Annotated in this window: 25 protein-coding genes and 1 riboswitch; of the genes, 18 read left to right on the forward strand and 7 right to left on the reverse strand. The window is 50.3% G+C overall.

Going from position 1 to position 17,282, the window contains the following annotated elements; translation table 11 throughout:
• Position 1 precedes the first annotated feature (1 nt).
• The 13 genes from BQ7382_RS08635 (at position 2) to cytX (ending at position 8,775) form a co-directional block, all read left to right on the forward strand.
• On the forward strand, positions 2-943 hold the full coding sequence (locus tag BQ7382_RS08635) for a hypothetical protein (protein WP_077391704.1): 942 nt from the start codon (positions 2-4) through the stop codon (positions 941-943).
• A gap of 2 nt (positions 944-945) precedes the next feature.
• The gene (locus tag BQ7382_RS08640) at positions 946-1,260 is read left to right on the forward strand and encodes a hypothetical protein (RefSeq protein ID WP_077391705.1); all 315 of its coding nucleotides are present in this window, start codon (positions 946-948) and stop codon (positions 1,258-1,260) included.
• 53 nt (positions 1,261-1,313) lie between these two features.
• Entirely contained in the window at positions 1,314-1,619 is a 306-nt protein-coding gene (locus BQ7382_RS08645) for a hypothetical protein (RefSeq protein ID WP_144082127.1), read from the forward strand.
• Between the two features lie 52 nt (positions 1,620-1,671).
• Positions 1,672-1,971, forward strand: a complete 300-nt coding sequence (locus tag BQ7382_RS08650; protein WP_083708781.1) for a phage holin — start codon at positions 1,672-1,674, stop codon at positions 1,969-1,971.
• A gap of 56 nt (positions 1,972-2,027) precedes the next feature.
• Positions 2,028-2,813 (forward strand): peptidoglycan-binding domain-containing protein, encoded by a 786-nt coding sequence (locus BQ7382_RS08655; protein WP_159437278.1) that lies wholly within the window; start codon positions 2,028-2,030, stop codon positions 2,811-2,813.
• A gap of 9 nt (positions 2,814-2,822) precedes the next feature.
• Positions 2,823-3,164 (forward strand): hypothetical protein, encoded by a 342-nt coding sequence (locus tag BQ7382_RS08660; protein ID WP_077391709.1) that lies wholly within the window; start codon positions 2,823-2,825, stop codon positions 3,162-3,164.
• A gap of 445 nt (positions 3,165-3,609) precedes the next feature.
• Complete coding sequence (locus BQ7382_RS08665; RefSeq protein ID WP_235847989.1) at positions 3,610-3,834, forward strand: chemotaxis protein; 225 nt, start codon at positions 3,610-3,612, stop codon at positions 3,832-3,834.
• A 228-nt stretch (positions 3,835-4,062) separates the two neighbouring features.
• Positions 4,063-4,317 carry a hypothetical protein gene (locus tag BQ7382_RS08670; protein ID WP_235847990.1) on the forward strand — a complete coding sequence of 85 codons (255 nt, stop codon included), beginning with the start codon at positions 4,063-4,065 and terminating at the stop codon, positions 4,315-4,317.
• An 18-nt stretch (positions 4,318-4,335) separates the two neighbouring features.
• The gene (locus BQ7382_RS08675) at positions 4,336-4,698 is read left to right on the forward strand and encodes a hypothetical protein (RefSeq protein ID WP_205408175.1); all 363 of its coding nucleotides are present in this window, start codon (positions 4,336-4,338) and stop codon (positions 4,696-4,698) included.
• Between the two features lie 217 nt (positions 4,699-4,915).
• A riboswitch (TPP riboswitch) is annotated at positions 4,916-5,018 on the forward strand.
• Between the two features lie 83 nt (positions 5,019-5,101).
• Positions 5,102-5,923, forward strand: a complete 822-nt coding sequence (gene thiM, locus BQ7382_RS08680) for a hydroxyethylthiazole kinase (protein WP_077391711.1) — start codon at positions 5,102-5,104, stop codon at positions 5,921-5,923.
• Positions 5,924-5,961: 38 nt separating this feature from the next.
• Positions 5,962-6,642 carry a thiamine phosphate synthase gene (thiE, locus tag BQ7382_RS08685; RefSeq protein ID WP_077391712.1) on the forward strand — a complete coding sequence of 227 codons (681 nt, stop codon included), beginning with the start codon at positions 5,962-5,964 and terminating at the stop codon, positions 6,640-6,642.
• Between the two features lie 81 nt (positions 6,643-6,723).
• A complete protein-coding gene (gene thiD / locus BQ7382_RS08690) occupies positions 6,724-7,539 on the forward strand; it encodes a bifunctional hydroxymethylpyrimidine kinase/phosphomethylpyrimidine kinase (RefSeq protein ID WP_077391713.1) in 816 nt (271 codons plus the stop codon).
• A gap of 51 nt (positions 7,540-7,590) precedes the next feature.
• A complete protein-coding gene (gene cytX, locus BQ7382_RS08695; RefSeq protein WP_077391714.1) occupies positions 7,591-8,775 on the forward strand; it encodes a putative hydroxymethylpyrimidine transporter CytX in 1,185 nt (394 codons plus the stop codon).
• Between the two features lie 141 nt (positions 8,776-8,916).
• Here cytX and BQ7382_RS08700 read toward each other — a convergent pair whose 3' ends face one another.
• From BQ7382_RS08700 to BQ7382_RS08720, 5 genes are all read right to left on the reverse strand, one after another.
• Complete coding sequence (locus BQ7382_RS08700; RefSeq protein ID WP_077391715.1) at positions 8,917-9,207, reverse strand: hypothetical protein; 291 nt, start codon at positions 9,205-9,207, stop codon at positions 8,917-8,919.
• A complete protein-coding gene (locus BQ7382_RS08705) occupies positions 9,204-9,593 on the reverse strand; it encodes a hypothetical protein (RefSeq protein WP_077391716.1) in 390 nt (129 codons plus the stop codon). Before BQ7382_RS08705 ends, BQ7382_RS08700 begins: the two co-directional genes overlap by 4 nt.
• Positions 9,593-10,225, reverse strand: a complete 633-nt coding sequence (locus tag BQ7382_RS08710) for a DUF4417 domain-containing protein (protein WP_077391717.1) — start codon at positions 10,223-10,225, stop codon at positions 9,593-9,595. The genes BQ7382_RS08705 and BQ7382_RS08710 overlap by 1 nt, the downstream gene beginning before the upstream one ends.
• A gap of 209 nt (positions 10,226-10,434) precedes the next feature.
• Complete coding sequence (locus BQ7382_RS08715) at positions 10,435-10,986, reverse strand: ImmA/IrrE family metallo-endopeptidase (RefSeq protein ID WP_077391718.1); 552 nt, start codon at positions 10,984-10,986, stop codon at positions 10,435-10,437.
• Positions 10,987-10,989: 3 nt separating this feature from the next.
• Complete coding sequence (locus tag BQ7382_RS08720; RefSeq protein ID WP_077391719.1) at positions 10,990-11,301, reverse strand: helix-turn-helix domain-containing protein; 312 nt, start codon at positions 11,299-11,301, stop codon at positions 10,990-10,992.
• Between the two features lie 147 nt (positions 11,302-11,448).
• Here BQ7382_RS08720 and BQ7382_RS09560 point away from each other — a divergent pair, with 147 nt between their 5' ends.
• The 3 genes from BQ7382_RS09560 to BQ7382_RS08735 all read left to right on the forward strand — a co-directional run bounded on the left by BQ7382_RS09560 (position 11,449) and on the right by BQ7382_RS08735 (position 14,185).
• Positions 11,449-11,643: a hypothetical protein gene (locus tag BQ7382_RS09560; protein WP_159437279.1), complete on the forward strand. Its 195-nt coding sequence runs from the start codon at positions 11,449-11,451 to the stop codon at positions 11,641-11,643.
• Between the two features lie 29 nt (positions 11,644-11,672).
• A complete protein-coding gene (locus BQ7382_RS09800; protein ID WP_077391721.1) occupies positions 11,673-12,698 on the forward strand; it encodes a Maf family nucleotide pyrophosphatase in 1,026 nt (341 codons plus the stop codon).
• Between the two features lie 122 nt (positions 12,699-12,820).
• Complete coding sequence (locus BQ7382_RS08735) at positions 12,821-14,185, forward strand: ATP-binding protein (RefSeq protein WP_077391722.1); 1,365 nt, start codon at positions 12,821-12,823, stop codon at positions 14,183-14,185.
• Positions 14,186-14,240: 55 nt separating this feature from the next.
• Here the strand turns inward: BQ7382_RS08735 and BQ7382_RS08740 are convergent, their stop codons facing one another.
• A complete protein-coding gene (locus BQ7382_RS08740; protein ID WP_077391723.1) occupies positions 14,241-14,858 on the reverse strand; it encodes a hypothetical protein in 618 nt (205 codons plus the stop codon).
• Between the two features lie 35 nt (positions 14,859-14,893).
• Positions 14,894-15,088 (reverse strand): DUF1858 domain-containing protein, encoded by a 195-nt coding sequence (locus BQ7382_RS08745; RefSeq protein ID WP_077391724.1) that lies wholly within the window; start codon positions 15,086-15,088, stop codon positions 14,894-14,896.
• 223 nt (positions 15,089-15,311) lie between these two features.
• On the opposite strand from BQ7382_RS08745, the gene BQ7382_RS08750 reads away from it, so the two are divergent.
• Positions 15,312-16,196 (forward strand): DUF2156 domain-containing protein, encoded by an 885-nt coding sequence (locus tag BQ7382_RS08750; RefSeq protein WP_159437280.1) that lies wholly within the window; start codon positions 15,312-15,314, stop codon positions 16,194-16,196.
• 1 nt (position 16,197) lies between these two features.
• The gene (locus BQ7382_RS08755; protein WP_077391726.1) at positions 16,198-17,259 is read left to right on the forward strand and encodes a GNAT family N-acetyltransferase; all 1,062 of its coding nucleotides are present in this window, start codon (positions 16,198-16,200) and stop codon (positions 17,257-17,259) included.
• Positions 17,260-17,282 lie beyond the last annotated feature (23 nt).

The raw sequence follows: 17,282 nt of genomic DNA on the forward strand, positions 1-17,282 counted from the left end.
CATGATTAGTTATCCATTTGAATCGAAAAATGTGACGACGGACAATCCATATGGTGACAGGGCGATCACAGATGAAATGGAGAGGGAATTTAATCAGCTGACCTGGACTAACGGAGTTTTTATTAACGACAATAGCCTGGTCAATTCCCTGAAGGTATCTGCAGTCGGGGGAATGCAAGTAGCTGTTGCGCCCGGCGGGTGTCACATAAACGGTGCCAAGGCGTATGAGTCTGCGACCAGGACTTTTACACTGGAAGCGTCTAGCGACACATACATGCGTATTGATAGAATCGTGGCCCGCTTCGACACGTCGGACTCGGTGCGATCCATTGAACTTTACGTGAAGCAGGGTACGCCATCCACAACAGCGGTTGCTCCGACGCTCGTAAGGGCATCAAACTATTACGAACTTGCACTTGCTGACATATACATAGGCAAGAGCGTAACAGAGATCACGCAGAGCAACATCACGGACCAGCGCCTCAATTCTGAGGTCTGCGGCATGGTGGCGCCAGCATTTCCGACGTCGATAGACACTACTGACATTTTCAATCAATTTCAGTCCGCACTCGATAAGTATATGAGCCTGGTGCAGTCTGCAATTGACGGAACCACGGCGGGCAACCTGCAAAGCGAAATTGACGCAGCAAACGCGGGACTAACAAAGGCCAATCAGCGGATGCTCATCTTCCAGGACAAGAGCCTCGACTTAACAAAGGCCGTATCTGATACGACATACAGCGAGCAGGGTTACACCTATCACGTAGATCTGGCACTCTCCGGATGCACGGCAGATTACATCCCTGATGTCTATCTGTCAGCACCATCATCGGTGATAAGTGACATCTGCCAGACCGGCGCGGGGTATGTCCGCTTTTTCGTCAGCACCAACACGGGGACTATCACAATCCCGGTCATCAGACTGACAAAGGGGGGTGAGTAGCGATGATTGGCGCCACGCACGGAAAGAAACAGCCGCACGGAGTTAAGGACTCTGTGATCATCACGGAGCAGTTTGCAAACAACGTTTGGACGGCTCCGGCTGACGGGATACTCACAGTATGCCTGGAACCGGCAGCAACAACAATCTGTATTTTGCGTTATACCCGCAACGGCTCGCAGCAGAGAGGGCTTTGCGTAAACAGCATAAGCGGCGCAATCGCCACAGGCACGATGCCAGTGCATAAGGGCGATGCAATTAAGCGAGTCTACACGAGCAATGTACAGACGGAAACCATCACATTTGATGAATTTGAATAGGGGGTAATCATGATTGGTAAAGTATACGGGGGGGTAAGAAACCTTTGCAAATAGTGAATCAGAGCATTCTCGACGGCGGCGGAGAAATAACGTACTACGTTTTCAAGGAGCTGAAACTGGTAATCGCATACTTTACGATAGCAAGCTCGATCACGATTGCCAGCAACTACTGGTACAACTACGCGATTCCTAGCGCGGTGGGCGTGCCTGCGGCGCATCGAGACGCGCCAATGGTAGGCGGAGCCGGCGGAAACGTCGGCGGCATGCTCAGGGTCAACGCCGGAGAAGCTAAGATCAATTTCTACTCCGGCAACGTCGGGAGTGCGCCATCAGGCACTATAATTTTTCCAATTAAGTAATCATGAGCCTGGAATGAGGCTCTTTTTTATTACAGAGAAAGGAGAGGGAAAAATGAACAAGGGGACAAAAATAAGAACCATACTTGCCGTCGCCACATCTATAAACACCGCATTGATCGCAACAGATGTAACGGGATTCAATAGCAAAATGTTGAACACAATTTACACGATTTTGTCCATCATCTGCAATTTCATAATTGTCGCCCTGACGACGTACTACAATAACGACTTCACACAGGCGGCCGCACAAGGAACGGAGTTTACAAGAGCAATAAAGGCCGGTGTTGATCCGCTGGAGCATGTCGCAATGGGCCCTGGAACTGATAACGATACAGAGGAAGGAGCGGAATAATGGAATATATAACAAAATACAATTCGCCTTACTTCTTCCCGACGAATAGTCCGCAAATGATTGTACTCCATCACTGGGGCAGCGACGGTCAGACAATGGCGGGCGTGATCGACTGGTTCTGCCGGAAGGGACGCGGGAGTAATGGTACAAGCGCGCATTACGTAGTCAGCGGGAATCAGTGCGCCTGCCTGGTCAACGAAGGCAAGGGCGCATGGCATGCCGGTAACCATTGGTACAACGAGCATTCAATAGGTATTGAAGCCAGGCCTGAAATGGATACGGAGACCTACAAAACGGTAATCGAGACTGTGGCCATGATTTACAAGCACCTCGGAAAGGTCGTACCAATAATCGGACACTTGGACGTGCCTGGTGTTAAAACAGCCTGCCCGGGAAGATACTATTCACATATTGCTGACATACAGGCTCAGGCTACTGCTCTTTACCAGTCCGGTAAGGCACCAACAGGCCCTGCGGCCTCCGGTACAACCTCTGATGGCAAGCTTGTAATAGATGGTGAGTTCGGCTCCGCCTCCTGCAAGAGGCTCCAGGTGTGGCTCGGTGCGCCGTACAGAGATGGTATCCTTTCCGGACAGCTCAGATCTCAGAGCACCTATATCCGCAACTTCAAGTGGTGCGTATCATATGCCAGCTCCGGCGGATCTGCGACGGTCAAGCTGCTCCAGCGCAAGGTGGGAGCCGGAGTAGATGGCTACCTGGGCAAAGAGACGATCAGCAAGCTGCAGACATGGCTTAACAGATCGGGCTATAAGCTGGCCGTGGATGGCATCGCTGGTCCTGCGACCTGCAGAGCACTGCAGCAGTATCTCAATGCTCACTAGGAGGTCGCGATGGGATGGAAAATAGGCCTTATTAACGCGCTGCTTTCCGGCGGGTTCTTCGTGTTCCTGGAGTTTCTTATAAAGAGGCATGACCGCAAGAAGGCGAACGAGCTCGATCCCAAGGTCCTGAAAAATTTGATGCTGGCCTCCGGCGCCATCATCCAGGACAGGATCGTGCAGCTGTCACGGATGCACATCAAGCGTGGTAAGATCAGCGTGGAGGACAAGGAAGAGCTCTGGCAGATCGTGGATCCGTACTTCAAAGCAGGGTTCAACCATTTGGGTAAAGAGTACTGGCACGCAGTGGATAAGCTGCCCGTTATAGACAAGTGCGAAGAAGTCGATGAGTAGGGCGCAAAAGTATGGCACAGTGGCTTTTTCAGTGCCTGCTGGAGCATAGACTCGTTGCAGGCGATGATAATGAAAAGGGAGTCGAGGCAATCCCGGCTCTTTTTTTATGGGTAAAATCAGACTTCCTGAAATAATCTGTTAACATAGGGCGCACACTATGTTAATATAATTACAGAAAGGAGGTACGGAGATGAGCAATAAAAAAAGCGGCAATAAGGCCGAAAGAATGAACCTCATAACCGCAATAATCAATTTGATCGTTGCCTTGATCACCTTGATTATATCAGTCAGAGGCCATTAAGAAAAGGGGGAACCATTCCCCCGTTGTGCTAGCTCATCACCGAAAATATCATGAGAACAATAGCAATAATTCTAAGCTTGGTAGCAATGGTGCTATCCATTACGAGCATCATCATCTCAGTCAAGTCTATCAGGAGGAGAGCTGATGATGGAGAGGGAGGTGGCGATGATGCCAACAGGTAAACCTAACGCACAGACTATAGCCTCAAAGAAATATCAGCAGAAAGTAGGGTTGATTGCGAAAAGCTTCAAGATCAAGAAGACTCTAGCTGATGATTTCAAGGCAGCCTGTCAGAAACGTGGAGAGGGACAGGCTGCAGTGATCTCCAGATTGATGCAGGAATATATTGATGAAGCATCCAAAGAATGAGCGTATGCCACACTTTATGCCAGAGAAATCATAAAAGTCTGTAATATCAAGGCATACACGAATTGAAGTAATTACCCCTACGCTCCACCAGATGAAATGAAAAAAGCCGCTGAGATCAACAGAGATGTTGAGATCGGCGGCTTTTTTGTAGTTTGCCTTGACAGGAACACGTCGATCAAATAATATGTATGTGGGAATTCCCACAACCCCACATAGGAGGTGATGAAAATGAAAATGAAAACGACGATCAAGGAATATGATGCAAAGATAGACTCGAAGAAGAGGCTTACCCTACGCGAAAGTCCTTTTGAATATTATCATGTTGAACACTTTTCCGACGGGAGGATCGTTCTCCAGCCGAGAGAGCTGGTGGAACCTTTCCGTGTTTCAGAGAGCGCCCTTGAGATGATGGACAAGTCCATGAACAACGTCAATGAGGGAAAAGCAGGCAAAGCAGTGGATGTTTCGAAATTCAAGGAGTGATCCATGTTTACGATACGAATGGGTATCCCTGAAATGGAAGGGTTCTGGGATACGCTGGAGAAAAAAGTCGAGGCAGGAGCAGCATCCAGAGAAGAGATCAAGCTATATAAGAAAATAGGAAAAGCCCTATACCTGTTGTCAGAGGATCCACGTTATCCTGGGCTTAATTCTCACGAGATCTCCTCTTTGATGGCTCGCTACGGAAGGAAAGTGTGGGAATCATATCTGGAAAACAGGACTCCTGCCGCAGGAAGAATGTTCTGGACATATGGACCAGGACAGGGAGAAATAACTGTCGTTGCAATTGAGCCACATCCTGACGATAAATCAAATGCGTACAAAAGCATCACATTGTCATCCATGGGAGAGGTTTTAAAATAGATGCAATAAATGGATGATCCATCGCAAATTGAAAAGCTTAAGAGTTGAGCGTTGAAAATCCTGGGGATTCACTGCGCCTCGTCAAGCTTGGCGGAGAAAAGTCGCGGTGTGTATAAACGTGGATTAGCGCATTTCCCAGATACGTGCTATAATCATTTCGCTATAGCGGGTGATCTCCGGATCGCACACGACACCCTAAATACAACTCAATAGACAAGATCGATTTACAGGGAGCTGATAACGGCTGAGAGGAAGTGCAGACTTCGACCTGATGACCTGATTTGGATAATGCCAACGTAGGGATAGAATAGAGACTTTTGCCGGGCAGGATCCTCTTCGGGGGCCTGCCCTTTTCAGTTGCCAGACAACTTTCTGGACCTGATGCCTGAGAAGGAGGATAAAAATGTTCAAAGACTGTTTTGACAACGTAAGAAAAAGCGTGCCGCTCGTGCACAACATCACCAACTACGTGACGGTAAACGATGTAGCAAACATCCTGCTTGCCGCCGGCGGCAGCCCTATCATGTCCGACGACAAGAACGATGTGCCTGACATCCAGACCATATGCGGAGGCCTGAACATCAACATCGGCACGCTGAACGCCAGGACCATCGAGTCCATGTTCATAGCCGGACGCAAGGCGAACGAGCTCGGTCACCCCGTCCTGCTGGATCCGGTCGGTGCCGGCGCCTCGAAGTTCCGCACGGACACCGCTGTCGACCTTCTCAAGGAGATAAAATTCGACGCGGTCCGCGGAAACATCTCTGAGATAAAGACCCTTGCCATAGGCAGCGGGACCACAAAGGGCGTGGACGCAGATGCGGCAGATGCCATCACGGACGAGACGCTTCCGAAGGCCGTAGAGTTTCTGAAGGGCCTTGCAAAAAACATGGATACGATCGTCGCAGTGACCGGCGCCATCGACATAGTCACCGATGGCGAGAAGGCATACGTCATCCGCAACGGCCGCAAGGAGATGGGACAGATAACCGGGACCGGATGCCAGCTTTCCGGCCTGATGACGGCGTTCATAGTCGCCAACCCTGACAACAAGCTGGAGGCCGCAGCCGCTGCTGTATGCGCGATGGGCCTGGCAGGAGAGATCGGGTACGAGCACCTCGCGCCGTACGAGGGCAACTCCACCTACAGAAACCGCATAATAGATGCGATATGCAACATGGACGGAGAGCAGCTCGAAAAAGGAGCGAAATGCCAGATCATGTAGCTCTATCAGCTTTTGAAGGAAAAAAGGAGCCTGAAAAAATGAATCAGAACACTGGAAAATTCTCGGGAGAGGCCCTGGTGCCGACGCTTGCGGTATACGCTGTGACGGACAGGCACTGGCTGAAGCCGGGACAGAAGCTGGCCGACCAGGTCAGGGAGACGCTTGAAGCCGGAGCAACTTTCATCCAGCTCAGGGAAAAGGATCTGCCGGAGGATTCGGAAGAGTTGCGGCAGGAGGCCCTTGAAATACAGGAGCTGTGCAGAGAATACGGCGTGCCTTTCGTCCTGGACGACGATGCAGCCCTGGCGGCCGAGATCGGCTGTGACGGCATACACGTCGGACAGGAGGACATGGAGGCTGGTGCGGTCAGAGAGCTGGTAGGACCGGACAAGATCCTGGGCGTATCTGCACAGACCGTCGAGGAAGCGGTGCTTGCCGAGGAAAGAGGAGCAGACTACCTCGGAGTCGGAGCCGTCTTCCCTACCGGCAGCAAGGATGACGCCATTGAGGTGGATCACGACACCCTTGAGGCGATATGCAAGGCGGTATCGATCCCTGTGATAGCCATCGGAGGGATCACCGTGGACAACGTTAAAGAACTTGCCGGAAGAGGCCTGGTGGGCGTAGCCGTGATAAGCGCCATTTTCGGCGCCGACGACATCGGAGCTGCCACCAGAGAACTTTCGCGAAATGTCGACAAGTACCTGTTGAATAAATAATTTTTTTCCAGAAGCGGTCCATCGGGAGCACCACTTTGGGCCGCTATACAAAATTAATGCATTTCACAAGGAGGAGCATCTATGTACACTGCATTAACGATCGCTGGGAGCGATTCCAGCGGAGGCGCTGGGATACAGGCAGATCTGAAGACCATGCTTGCAAACGGTGTTTACGGCATGAGCGCCATCACGGCACTCACGGCACAGAACACCACCGGCGTCACGGACATCATGAACGCATCACCGGAATTCGTGGGAGAGGAGATCGACGCGGTCTTTACGGACATCAGGCCGGATGCTGTGAAGATCGGGATGGTCTCAGCAAGCGAGATCATACACGTGATAGCGGAAAAACTGAAGGAATACAAGGCGGAGAACATCGTGGTGGACCCTGTGATGGTCGCCACCAGTGGGGCGAAGCTGATCTCCGACGATGCCGTGGAGGCACTGGAAAACGAGCTGCTGCCTCTGGCCACCGTCATCACGCCGAACATTCCGGAGGCGGAAGTCCTTTCCGGTATGGAGATAACTTCGGAAGAAGACATGGTCACGGCCGCAAAGACGATAGGAAAAAAGTTCGGGATGACCGCCGTCCTGGTCAAGGGCGGCCATAACCTGAACGATGCAAATGACCTTCTGTATACAGTAGCAGACGGAAGCGCCAGGTGGTTCCGGGGGAAGAGGATCGACAACCCGAACACCCACGGCACCGGATGCACCCTTTCGAGCGCCATCGCCTCGAACCTGGCAAAGGGCTTTTCCCTGGAGGATTCCGTCGACATGGCGAAGAAGTACATCTCCGGCGCCCTCGGCGCGCAGCTGGATCTGGGAAAAGGCAGTGGTCCGATGGACCACGGTTTTGCGATATCCGACATAGGACGGTACTTCGAACAGTAACCGGGACTGGCGAATACAAAAGAAAATAGCAAATACAGGAAGGTCATTTTAATGGAAAACAAGAAAACAAGCACTTTCAGCAACGGGCTGATCTGGTTCGGCGCAGGCGTGTCCATCGCCGAAATAATCACGGGCACCTACCTCGCCCCTCTCGGCTTCAAAACTGGCATCATCGCGGTGATACTGGGGCACATCATCGGATGCGTAATGCTTTTTCTGGCGGGTCTCATCGGCGGCCAGACCGGTAAGTCCTCCATGGAGACGGCTGCCATTTCGTTTGGAAAAAAGGGTTCATCGTTTTTTGCCGTCATGAACGTACTGCAGCTCGTGGGCTGGACTGGTATAATGATCTACGACGCTTCTCTTTCTGCTGAGACGATCTTCAGCGTGGGAGCAAAGCTGTGGGCAGTGATCATCGGAGCTCTGATAATAGTGTGGATCCTGGTCGGGATGAAGACGCTGGAAAAGATAAACGTCGTGGCGATGCTTTCCCTTTTCGTCCTCACCATCGTCCTATGCGTTCAGATAGTGAAGAACGCCGGTGCGGCAGTGATCGGCGCCTCTGATGCTCTGACCTTTGGCGGCGCCGTGGAGCTGGCCGTGGCGATGCCGCTGTCCTGGTATCCGGTCATCTCGGATTACACGAGATACGCAGAGAAACCGTTCAGCGCCACCCTTGTCAGCACCGTGACCTACGGTCTCGTGAGCTCCTGGATGTTCATCATCGGCATGGGAGCGGCCATCTTCACCGAGACGTCTGACGTGGCTCAGATCATGGTGAAAGCCGGGCTTGGGATCGCAGGCCTCATCATCGTGGTGTTCTCTACGGTTACGACGACGTTCCTGGATGCGTTCTCCGCAGGAGTTTCCAGCGTTTCGGTCTATGGAAAGATAAACGAGAAGCACGCGGCAGTCGCGGCGACCGTGATCGGCACCGTGGGCGCATGCCTCATCAACATGGATGACATAACGAATTTTCTCTATCTCATAGGCTCCGTGTTCGCGCCGATGATCGCTGTGCTGATCGCCGACTATTTCATACTTGGCCACGACTCCAGCAGCAGAGAATTCGACACAGGAAGATTCGTTATCTGGATCGTCGGATTCGTTGCGTACAGGATGCTGATGACTGTGAACACGCCGGTGGGCAATACCCTTCCGGACATGCTTTTCACTATGATAATAGCGGTGGTTTATGGAAAAGTTACCATGAGGAGCGAAGAGCAGGAACAGTGAACGGGAAGGAATTTAGATGATAAAAATACTGTTCGTCATTTCAGCATCGGGCAGAAAAAACTGAGAAGAACTGGATGAGCCGGAAGGGTGGGAGGAGTATTATTATGGCCACAGTGGATGTGCTTCCGCTGTGGCCATTCCTTATCCAAAAAGAACTTCTATTTCGGATTCCGCATCATAGATGGTCATTCCGTCAAAAATGGTAGCTTTCTCAAATTGCTCAAAGCACTCTCGGAAACCTCTTCCATGACAGCGAAAAACATAATTCTCATCTCCGAAGCACTCGAAAATAACTAGTTCCGTAAGAGATGGATCTGCTTCATATTTCTGACACTGTAGCATATATTTTTTCCCACGGAAGAGAAATTCTTTTTCTGGCCCACCCATAGTGAGAATATCATCTATGAATTCTGATAGTGTATTACCAATCATTGCTTAACCCCCTTGAATAATTTTTTATATTTTTCATATAGTGGATGTCCTGGCTTAATTACGAACTTATCTGCTTGTCCGTGATGTTCGACTCCGGGTGTATTGTGAACATGAACATGCAGAATGTCACCATGACCGAGACTTTTTTCGTGGTGATATCCGATTTCAAGAACAACTTCATGATTTGAATTATATTCTCGGTACTGGTGAAAAACACCATCCCTGTCATAAAGAACATAGCCAACGCTGCTGTGGGATTCTTCCGGAAGTTTTAGCGACTTGCTCTTATCAATAGGATTGATAATTTTCACTCCATCAACTGTTCCAACTGTTTCATATGTGTAAGCAACCTGTTTGCCGGCTGCAAATGTACCACGACCGCCCATTATCGCACCACCTTCCTAGAGGAACGATAATCAACAGGGATAATATTTCCTCGCATTTCATCAAATGGTGTGCCAAAGCAAATGACGGCTTCAGGCTCGATTTTGCTTAGCATGTAGTCATATCCGCGTAAGAATTCCTTCTTATTTTGCTTACAGCCAATCATTCCGATTGCAATGATAGAATTCTTCTCGACACCGTCAAAGCAGAATTCATAGCTACGAGGCGTACTCCAACTGATCGTTGGAATCACAGTAAGCCCCTGTTCTTGCCAGTAACATCCGCACCAGCGATTTTTTGCAACACTTTCTAGTTGTCTCCACAAATTCATATCAGCATATGTTGAAAAATCTGGACTTAGAAGAAACGCGTATTGAGAATACTTCCTCAGTGACTTTTCAGGATTGTTATATATTCCGTTGAAACGATAATCATCCACGAAGAAATGAACTCCATTTTTGGTGTTAGTTTCATTGTCATTTGAACGAGTATCGGAACAGGCGATCAATGTAACATTTTCAACATCTACTGCCTGCTTTTTTATAAGTGGGATATTCCACTTGCCGTGACTACTGTACTCATTGCGCATAAAAAGATTGTCGCTGCGCATACTTTTGCTTGTGTTAATATTCATTTATAATAACCTTTCCGCCCTATAAAAGAGCTGTGTGTTTTTGTCAATTGGCGTTTTGTACAAAATGTCAATTGAAGTAACGGAAAGGATATGCTACAATCTTAGTTACCTGGAGAAAGGATGTAGCACATCCAAAAGTGAAACGTATTTTAACTGCTGGAACAGTTATGAATACGTTTTATTATTTTACCCTCAATAGAACCACCTCCTTAACTTGTCCGCGAGAAGAGGCATAGAATTTTCTCCTCGTAATCAGTATATTCAGAATCACCATAACGAAGCCATTTGTGATAATAAGACAAGGCATTATAAGCAGCTTCATAACTGATTTCAAAGATGTCAGCAATTTCTTCTGGGGATTCTAGCTTCAGCTTATGAATGAGCACCGGCGGTGCAAGTGCAAACTTGGCAAAAAACTTAACTTCTTTTTCTGCTAATTCACTGTCCTCTGTGTGGTCAAGTACAACATGACCAATTTCGTGCATGATTGTGTTATTGATTCGTCCGTACCCTTTTTTGTCATTGTAGTAGATATACCACTCACCAGTATCAAGCTGTAAACAGAAACCATCATTGCTTTTCTTCAACAACAATCTCTGTGTAGCTTCCGGATATGCGGAATACGGAATGACTTTAATGTCCATCTTGCTGGCTATTTCAAAACCATTGATAGGCACACAACTGATATCGTATTCTTCATACATTCGAACCACGATTTGCTTAATCTCTTCATAACGTTCATCTGATAATCTGATTCCCAAATTCTATTCTCCTCCAAATAACGCATTAATTAGTTCTTTCTTCTCTTCATCTGACATAGCGGATGCATTACGAGCAATAAGTCTGCGTACACGTGGGTAACTGAATTCGTCATTTTCAATTCCCAAGAGATAGTCGGATGTTGTGTGCAGAGCAGTAGCTATACAGGCTAATGTCTCTGGTTTAGGGTCTCTGGTTCCAGATATATATCTGGACATTACACCTTCTGTAATACCGACACGTTCAGCCAATTCCTTTTGTTGTAGGCCTTGTTTTTTTAATAGGATGGATATGCGATTGCCTAACTCCTTACTCATGTGAATTCCTCCTTTGATTACCAACTTGTTCGTGGTTATTTATATCGTACTGCAATCTTGACATATTGTCAAGTGATATTGCCCGAGATAAAATTAGAATTCGTGTGATAGTGGCACCCAATGGTTCCAATGGTTATCTGCCATATCATGTGCGAATTCTGTATTGTTGATGAAAAGCTGATTGTCTTTGTCTCGGACGAATCCCCAGTGGAGGGAATGCTCCGCACTCCCATCGACGGATATAATTTGATCGAAAAAGTTTCTAATAATGACGAATTTTTACAGGAATGGAGTGAGGAGTATTTACCGGAGTATGAAAGAGAGATTATTATAATCAAGTAGTATCAATTGGAGAGTGTTAAGGGGGGTAAATGATAAAAATACTTTTCGTCTGCCACGGAAACATCTGCCGGTCGCCCATGGCGGAGTTTTTCATGAAGGATCTTGCGGAAAAAAGAGGCCTTTCAGGCCGCTTCCACGTGGAGTCTGCGGCGGTGTCCACCGAGGAGATCCCCGGTGGCGTGGGGAATCCGGTGTACCTTCCTGCCCGCCGGGAGCTGCAGAAGCACGGCATTTCCTGTGATGGCAAGCGCGCCAGGCTCATGACCCGGGAGGACTATCAGAAATTCGACATCCTCGTGGGAATGGATCGCAGCAATATTTCAAGAATGGAGTCCATAGCCGGGGGCGACCCGGAAAACAAGATCCACCGACTTCTCGACATATCCGGTGAGTGCCGCGACGTGGCCGACCCGTGGTACACCGAGGACTTTTCAAAGACCTGGGATGACATATCCGCGGGCTGCACGGCGCTGGCGGACCTTCTGACTTTCGAGGGTGAGCTGGTGCTGGCCTCTGCTTCGCCGCGGCGCCGGGAGCTCCTGCACCAGGTCGGGATCAGGACTGTGGTGGATCCCTCGGACGGAGAGGAGTGGTCACAGGAGAGTGATCCGGGCCGATACGTGGAGGAGCTGGCCAGGTGCAAGGTCTTTGACGTGGCGGACAGGCACGGGGATCAGTGGGTCCTGGGTTCGGACACGGTGGTCACCCTGGATGGGAAAATACTGGGAAAACCAGCAGACGAAGAAGATGCGATAAAAATGCTCCGGGAGCTTTCCGGCAGGACCCACAGGGTATTCACGGGAGTCTCCATCCTGCGCATGGACCGGGGACGTGTGTTGTACGAAAAGACTTTTTCCCGAAGCACAGACGTCACGTTCTATGAGCTCTCAGACGAGCTGATAGACAGGTACGTGAGCAGCGGTGAGCCCTTCGACAAGGCTGGGGCTTACGGGATCCAGGGCCGGGGCGCCGTGCTGGTAAAAGAGATATGTGGCGATTACAACACCGTGGTCGGCCTGCCTGTGGCCGAGGTGTACCGCGCATTGGAATACTGATGGGGGAAACATCACTTTATCAAATCGTAATTTGACAAATTATAATTTGTCAAATTACGATTTGCTTTTTTGCCATTTCGAATATAATATTGACATGACGCTTGAAAGGGAGGTGAAACGGAATGTTGTATTTTCGGGAAAAGGAGCTGGGGATCCTGGACAGGTTCAGCAGTACTGACGGCCACAGGGCCTGTGCTGTTTATGGCCGAAGGAGAACGGGCAAGACAGAGCTGCTGCTGACATATATTAGGGAACACTATTCCGGCCACAGTGTATATTACCAGTGTACAGGTTACGATTATTCAACCTGTCTCGGGGACTTCAAATCAGCACTTCATACTGAATTCCCGGACGACTCGATTCTCGACTCACTGAACACCTTTAAAGATGTTTTCACGTATATAGATAAAATATCCGATGACAGTTTGCTTGTCGTTATAGATGAGTTTCCTTTCCTTTGTAAAAGGAATGATGACGTAGCTGTCGAGTTTCAGTGGATCATCGACCATGCTCTGGGTTCATCGAAGCTGGTACTCCTGGGATCGAATCTTTCATTTATGAAAAGGCAGATCAACGACCAGAAATCACCGCTTTATGGACGGTTTTCCGAGATAATCGAGGTTCGCCCGTTTACATTTGATGAAGTTCACCAACTCTTTAAGAACTTTGAAGATGCGGTGGATGTCTATGCACAAACTGGAGGCGTGGCGCAGTATGTCATGATGTTTTCAGAATTCGGGTCTGTGCGGGAGGCGACAGATGCACTTTTTATGGACAGGGATGGGCGCCTCTTCCAGGAAGCTCATAACCTGCTCATGCAGGAGCTGCGGGATATCACTACATACGTATCCATACTGAGGGTGCTGGCGCTTGGCGAAAAGGACTCTGGTCAGATTGCGTCAAAGGCAGGGATCGACCCCAGAGGTATCTTTTCATATATGGCTAAGCTAATGGACCTTGAGATCGTGACAACTGTGGAGAATGCTTTTTCAAGAAAAAAGCATGACAGGCGATACAGGATCAAAGATAATATGTTTCGGTTCAGCTATGCGTTCATTGAGCCGAATATTTCCATGATCAACTCTATCGGTCCAAAGGCAGGCCCGTACATATTGAATGACGCTTACAAGGAATACCTGGGTTTCGTTTATGAAGACATTATCCGCGACGCTTGCTTCGAATATGCGCTTCAGAAAAGAATACCATTTATGCCGATCACCGTTGGCAAGTGGTGGGGCAACGTTAAGGATAAAAAAGGCTGGCATGAAAGCGAGGTCGACCTTATCGCGTTTGATGACAAGAATGTGATCATAGGAGAGTGCAAATTCAGAAACAAGTTGGTTGGTATCAGCGAGCTGGACAAGCTGAAGACAAAGGCTCAATTTATTCCTTTGGGAGACAGGACCGTATATTATCTTCTGGCCAGCAAGAGTGGATTCACAAATGAAGTCAAGGATCGGGATGTGATACTGATCGAAAAGGCGTAAGATGACAATGGGCCGCCGCAATCGCGGCAGCCAATCCACATCAAATCGTAATTTGTCAGATTTCGACCGGATCAGTATCGTACAGTATCAGTCCGCCCTTTCTCTGGTATCCGGTGTCCCACAGCTCCTCAAAGGGGAGCCACTGGTACTCGCTGTAGGTAACTGCCTTTACGAGAGTGCGGCTTTCGTCAATGGTTTTGTACCCGTTGACGAGGAACCAGTGCCAATTGTAATCACGGAATTTGCGGTTTTTGTGCATAAGCACCAGTACAGGCACCGGCAGCCCCCTGTCGATCCGGGCAATCAGGGCGGCCCGGGCCTTTTCCACAGGTTCATACCCTTCCAGGCCAGTCATGGTCACCTGTGTGACGCCTCTGTCCCGGAGGTACCGGCCATACCCGTCCATAAAGATGTCCAGGCGGTCGATGCCGCTGCGCCTTGGCTTGAGATATGGCTCCATGATCTTTGAAAATTCCACGTACTCCTTCCGTGTCAGTTGCTGAGCGTCGTAGGGGTACGCCTGTGTGATGCCCTTTTCCCTGGCGAAGTAAACGCTGCTGTCGCAGGCAGTCTCAGCAGCGCAGCCCCCAAGGCGCATCATGAAATTAGAAAACCACTCCTGATTGCCGCCGTAGGAGCGGCCGATCATGAAGTGGTCAAGCTCTTTCTGCATTAAAAGAAAGCCTCTTATTCTGTAGCTGACGCGGCTTACAGTGCTGCGTTCAGTGCTGCAACCAGCTGGTCTGCATCGATACCGTGAACTGCGCTTGCCTGCTCGATGCTCTCACCCTGGGATGCAGGGCATCCGATGCACATCATTCCATTCTCGAAGAACGTTCTTACCAGCTCAGGATTAGCGTTGATAACATCGCTGATGATCATGTCCTTTGTGATTTTCTCCATGGTATTTGTCTCCTTATCAAACATTTATATAACGGGCGGGGGGATTCCGCCACCCGCTGTTTTCATCCATGACAATTTAACATCGTTTTCCCTTTTATTCAATAGGAATTGTGGATTATTTTTAATTCCTATCGGTTCACAAGGATTTCACAAATTGGTTGTTTACAACCAATTCCCACGTTAGTATAATTAGTAGGATTTTTATGAGGAAATGGAGCGGAAAATGCTGGAATTCAGACCGATAGAGATAGACGACAGAGACGAGGTGCAGACTCTGATCTGCGCCAGCGGATGTCATGGAGCGGACTACAGCTTCGCAAACCTGTACATCTGGAGGAAGATCTACAAGCCGCTGGTGGCCTTCATGGACACCAGGATGCTGCTGTACCTGGGAAAGCCGGGCTTCTACGCCTACCCTAAGGGGGACGGGGATCCCCGCCCTTCCATCGAGTACATGAGGGAGGAGGCCCACAGGAACGGGGCAAAGCTGATGATGAGGGGCCTTACCCCAAAGACCCTGGAGGAGCTGCAGGAATACTACGGCGAGGACGCCTTCGCCATCTCGGAGGACAGGGACAACGCCGACTACATCTACACCACTGATAAGCTCAGGTACCTCAAGGGTCGCAAGCTTTCATCCAAGCGCAACCACCTGAAGCATTTCGAGAGGAACGGCCCGTGGCACTACGACAAGGTGACACAGGAGAACCTGGCGGAGGCGCGCGCCTTCGTGGAGGAGTTTTACCAGGAAAAGGACGATCCGGACCTGGCGGCGGAGTCCGTGGCGATCGGTGAGATGTTCGACAACTACGAGACACTGGGCTTCATGGGAGGACTGCTTTTCCAGAACGACAGAGCGGTAGCCTTCACCGCCGGCACCCGGCTGGACCAGTCGACAATCGACGTGCACTTCGAAAAGGCACTGCCCGGCGTGGAGGGCGCATACACCATGATAAACTACCAGTTCGCCAACATGGTGGCAGAGGAAAATCCTGATATACTTTATTTCAACCGCGAGGAGGACATGGGCCTGCCCGGGCTGCGCAAGGCCAAGGAGAGCTATCACCCGGACGTGCTGCTCATGAAGTATTACGCAGAGGAGAAGTAAGATGACTCAGATGATCCAGGAGCTTCGGCCGGAAGAATACCCGGAGTTCTGCGCACTTTGGAAAAAGGCTTTCGGCGACGGGCCGGAGGTGGTCGACGAGCTGTTCCAGGCGCTGGGAGACAGTGTGACGGCCTACGTAATGGGATTCGATCAACTGGCGGCAGAGCTCACCCAGTTCGACATGGGGTCCGTCATCATGGCGGATGGCAGCGAGCTGCCGGCCCTCATTTCCTATGCCATCTGCACCGACCCGGACTACAGGGGAAAGGGACTCGGGTCTAGTATCACCACCTTTGCAAAAGACAGGGCCAACGGAGACCATAAGGCTTCCATCCTGTGTCCCGCCGAGCCTGGGCTGGTGTGGTTCTATCAGCCGCTTGGCTATCACGCCCTGTTCCCGGTGAGGGAGACCATCATGCGCAGATCCGCCATCGACGCCCTCAGAAAAGACCTTTTCCAGGCAGCGGAAGGCCTCGAGGCCCGCAAGCAGAATGGCGTCGTGCTGGAGATCCTGACTCCCGGAAAATACGGTGACGTCCGCGAGTCCTATCTCCAGGGCACCGTCCACTTTCGTCTGTCCCCGGAGGTCCTGAAGTACATCGGCGGCGGCTGGACCCGCTTCTGCCGCATCCGGGTCAACGGCATCGAGATGGGGATATGCACCGTCCACGTGGAAAAAAGGGCCGAGGAGGCGCCGGGGCTGCCGGCGGCCGGGCCGGAACAGGTCATGGTCATCGAGGAGCTGCTGGTGAAGTCTGAAGTGGCAGATCATTTCACTGCCGAGATGCTTGGGGCGGCGGTGGCCGACTGGGGCAGGTGCAGGATCTGCCAGATGAGATCTCCTGTGGAGAACGCACCGGCTGCCGAGGCCTCCGGATCGGAGGGGTCACCGGAGAAGTCGGGCGTTTTGGACGCACGGGTCCAGACGGTATTTACGGCGATCCACCACGACGTGGAGACCCAGGCAATGATCGCCTTCCCTGATGAGAAAACAAAAAAAGCCTTTCTCAAAAGCGCTGAGAAAAGCCCGTTAAAGCCATATTTCGGATTCCCGCTGGACTAGGGACGACCTGGGACATGGCAACG

The sequence above is a fragment of the Mobilibacterium timonense genome (assembly GCF_900155555.1).
GTDB classification, from domain to species: domain Bacteria; phylum Bacillota; class Clostridia; order Peptostreptococcales; family Anaerovoracaceae; genus Allobaileyella; species Allobaileyella timonense.

What these genes read in the sequence shown, in the direction of transcription:
- BQ7382_RS08635 (WP_077391704.1), top strand. Translation starts at nt 2, where the DNA reads ATGATTAGTTATCCATTTGAATCGAAAAATGTGACGACGGACAATCCA.
- BQ7382_RS08640 (WP_077391705.1), top strand. Translation starts at nt 946, where the DNA reads ATGATTGGCGCCACGCACGGAAAGAAACAGCCGCACGGAGTTAAGGAC.
- BQ7382_RS08650 (WP_083708781.1), top strand. Translation starts at nt 1,672, where the DNA reads ATGAACAAGGGGACAAAAATAAGAACCATACTTGCCGTCGCCACATCT.
- BQ7382_RS08655 (WP_159437278.1), top strand. Translation starts at nt 2,028, where the DNA reads ATGATTGTACTCCATCACTGGGGCAGCGACGGTCAGACAATGGCGGGC.
- BQ7382_RS08660 (WP_077391709.1), top strand. Translation starts at nt 2,823, where the DNA reads ATGGGATGGAAAATAGGCCTTATTAACGCGCTGCTTTCCGGCGGGTTC.
- BQ7382_RS08665 (WP_235847989.1), top strand. Translation starts at nt 3,610, where the DNA reads ATGATGGAGAGGGAGGTGGCGATGATGCCAACAGGTAAACCTAACGCA.
- BQ7382_RS08670 (WP_235847990.1), top strand. Translation starts at nt 4,063, where the DNA reads ATGAAAATGAAAACGACGATCAAGGAATATGATGCAAAGATAGACTCG.
- BQ7382_RS08675 (WP_205408175.1), top strand. Translation starts at nt 4,336, where the DNA reads ATGGGTATCCCTGAAATGGAAGGGTTCTGGGATACGCTGGAGAAAAAA.
- thiM (WP_077391711.1), top strand. Translation starts at nt 5,102, where the DNA reads ATGTTCAAAGACTGTTTTGACAACGTAAGAAAAAGCGTGCCGCTCGTG.
- thiE (WP_077391712.1), top strand. Translation starts at nt 5,962, where the DNA reads ATGAATCAGAACACTGGAAAATTCTCGGGAGAGGCCCTGGTGCCGACG.
- thiD (WP_077391713.1), top strand. Translation starts at nt 6,724, where the DNA reads ATGTACACTGCATTAACGATCGCTGGGAGCGATTCCAGCGGAGGCGCT.
- cytX (WP_077391714.1), top strand. Translation starts at nt 7,591, where the DNA reads ATGGAAAACAAGAAAACAAGCACTTTCAGCAACGGGCTGATCTGGTTC.
- BQ7382_RS08700 (WP_077391715.1), bottom strand. Translation starts at nt 9,207, where the DNA reads ATGATTGGTAATACACTATCAGAATTCATAGATGATATTCTCACTATG.
- BQ7382_RS08705 (WP_077391716.1), bottom strand. Translation starts at nt 9,593, where the DNA reads ATGGGCGGTCGTGGTACATTTGCAGCCGGCAAACAGGTTGCTTACACA.
- BQ7382_RS08710 (WP_077391717.1), bottom strand. Translation starts at nt 10,225, where the DNA reads ATGAATATTAACACAAGCAAAAGTATGCGCAGCGACAATCTTTTTATG.
- BQ7382_RS08720 (WP_077391719.1), bottom strand. Translation starts at nt 11,301, where the DNA reads ATGAGTAAGGAGTTAGGCAATCGCATATCCATCCTATTAAAAAAACAA.
- BQ7382_RS09560 (WP_159437279.1), top strand. Translation starts at nt 11,449, where the DNA reads ATGTGCGAATTCTGTATTGTTGATGAAAAGCTGATTGTCTTTGTCTCG.
- BQ7382_RS09800 (WP_077391721.1), top strand. Translation starts at nt 11,673, where the DNA reads ATGATAAAAATACTTTTCGTCTGCCACGGAAACATCTGCCGGTCGCCC.
- BQ7382_RS08735 (WP_077391722.1), top strand. Translation starts at nt 12,821, where the DNA reads ATGTTGTATTTTCGGGAAAAGGAGCTGGGGATCCTGGACAGGTTCAGC.
- BQ7382_RS08740 (WP_077391723.1), bottom strand. Translation starts at nt 14,858, where the DNA reads ATGCAGAAAGAGCTTGACCACTTCATGATCGGCCGCTCCTACGGCGGC.
- BQ7382_RS08745 (WP_077391724.1), bottom strand. Translation starts at nt 15,088, where the DNA reads ATGGAGAAAATCACAAAGGACATGATCATCAGCGATGTTATCAACGCT.
- BQ7382_RS08750 (WP_159437280.1), top strand. Translation starts at nt 15,312, where the DNA reads ATGCTGGAATTCAGACCGATAGAGATAGACGACAGAGACGAGGTGCAG.
- BQ7382_RS08755 (WP_077391726.1), top strand. Translation starts at nt 16,198, where the DNA reads ATGACTCAGATGATCCAGGAGCTTCGGCCGGAAGAATACCCGGAGTTC.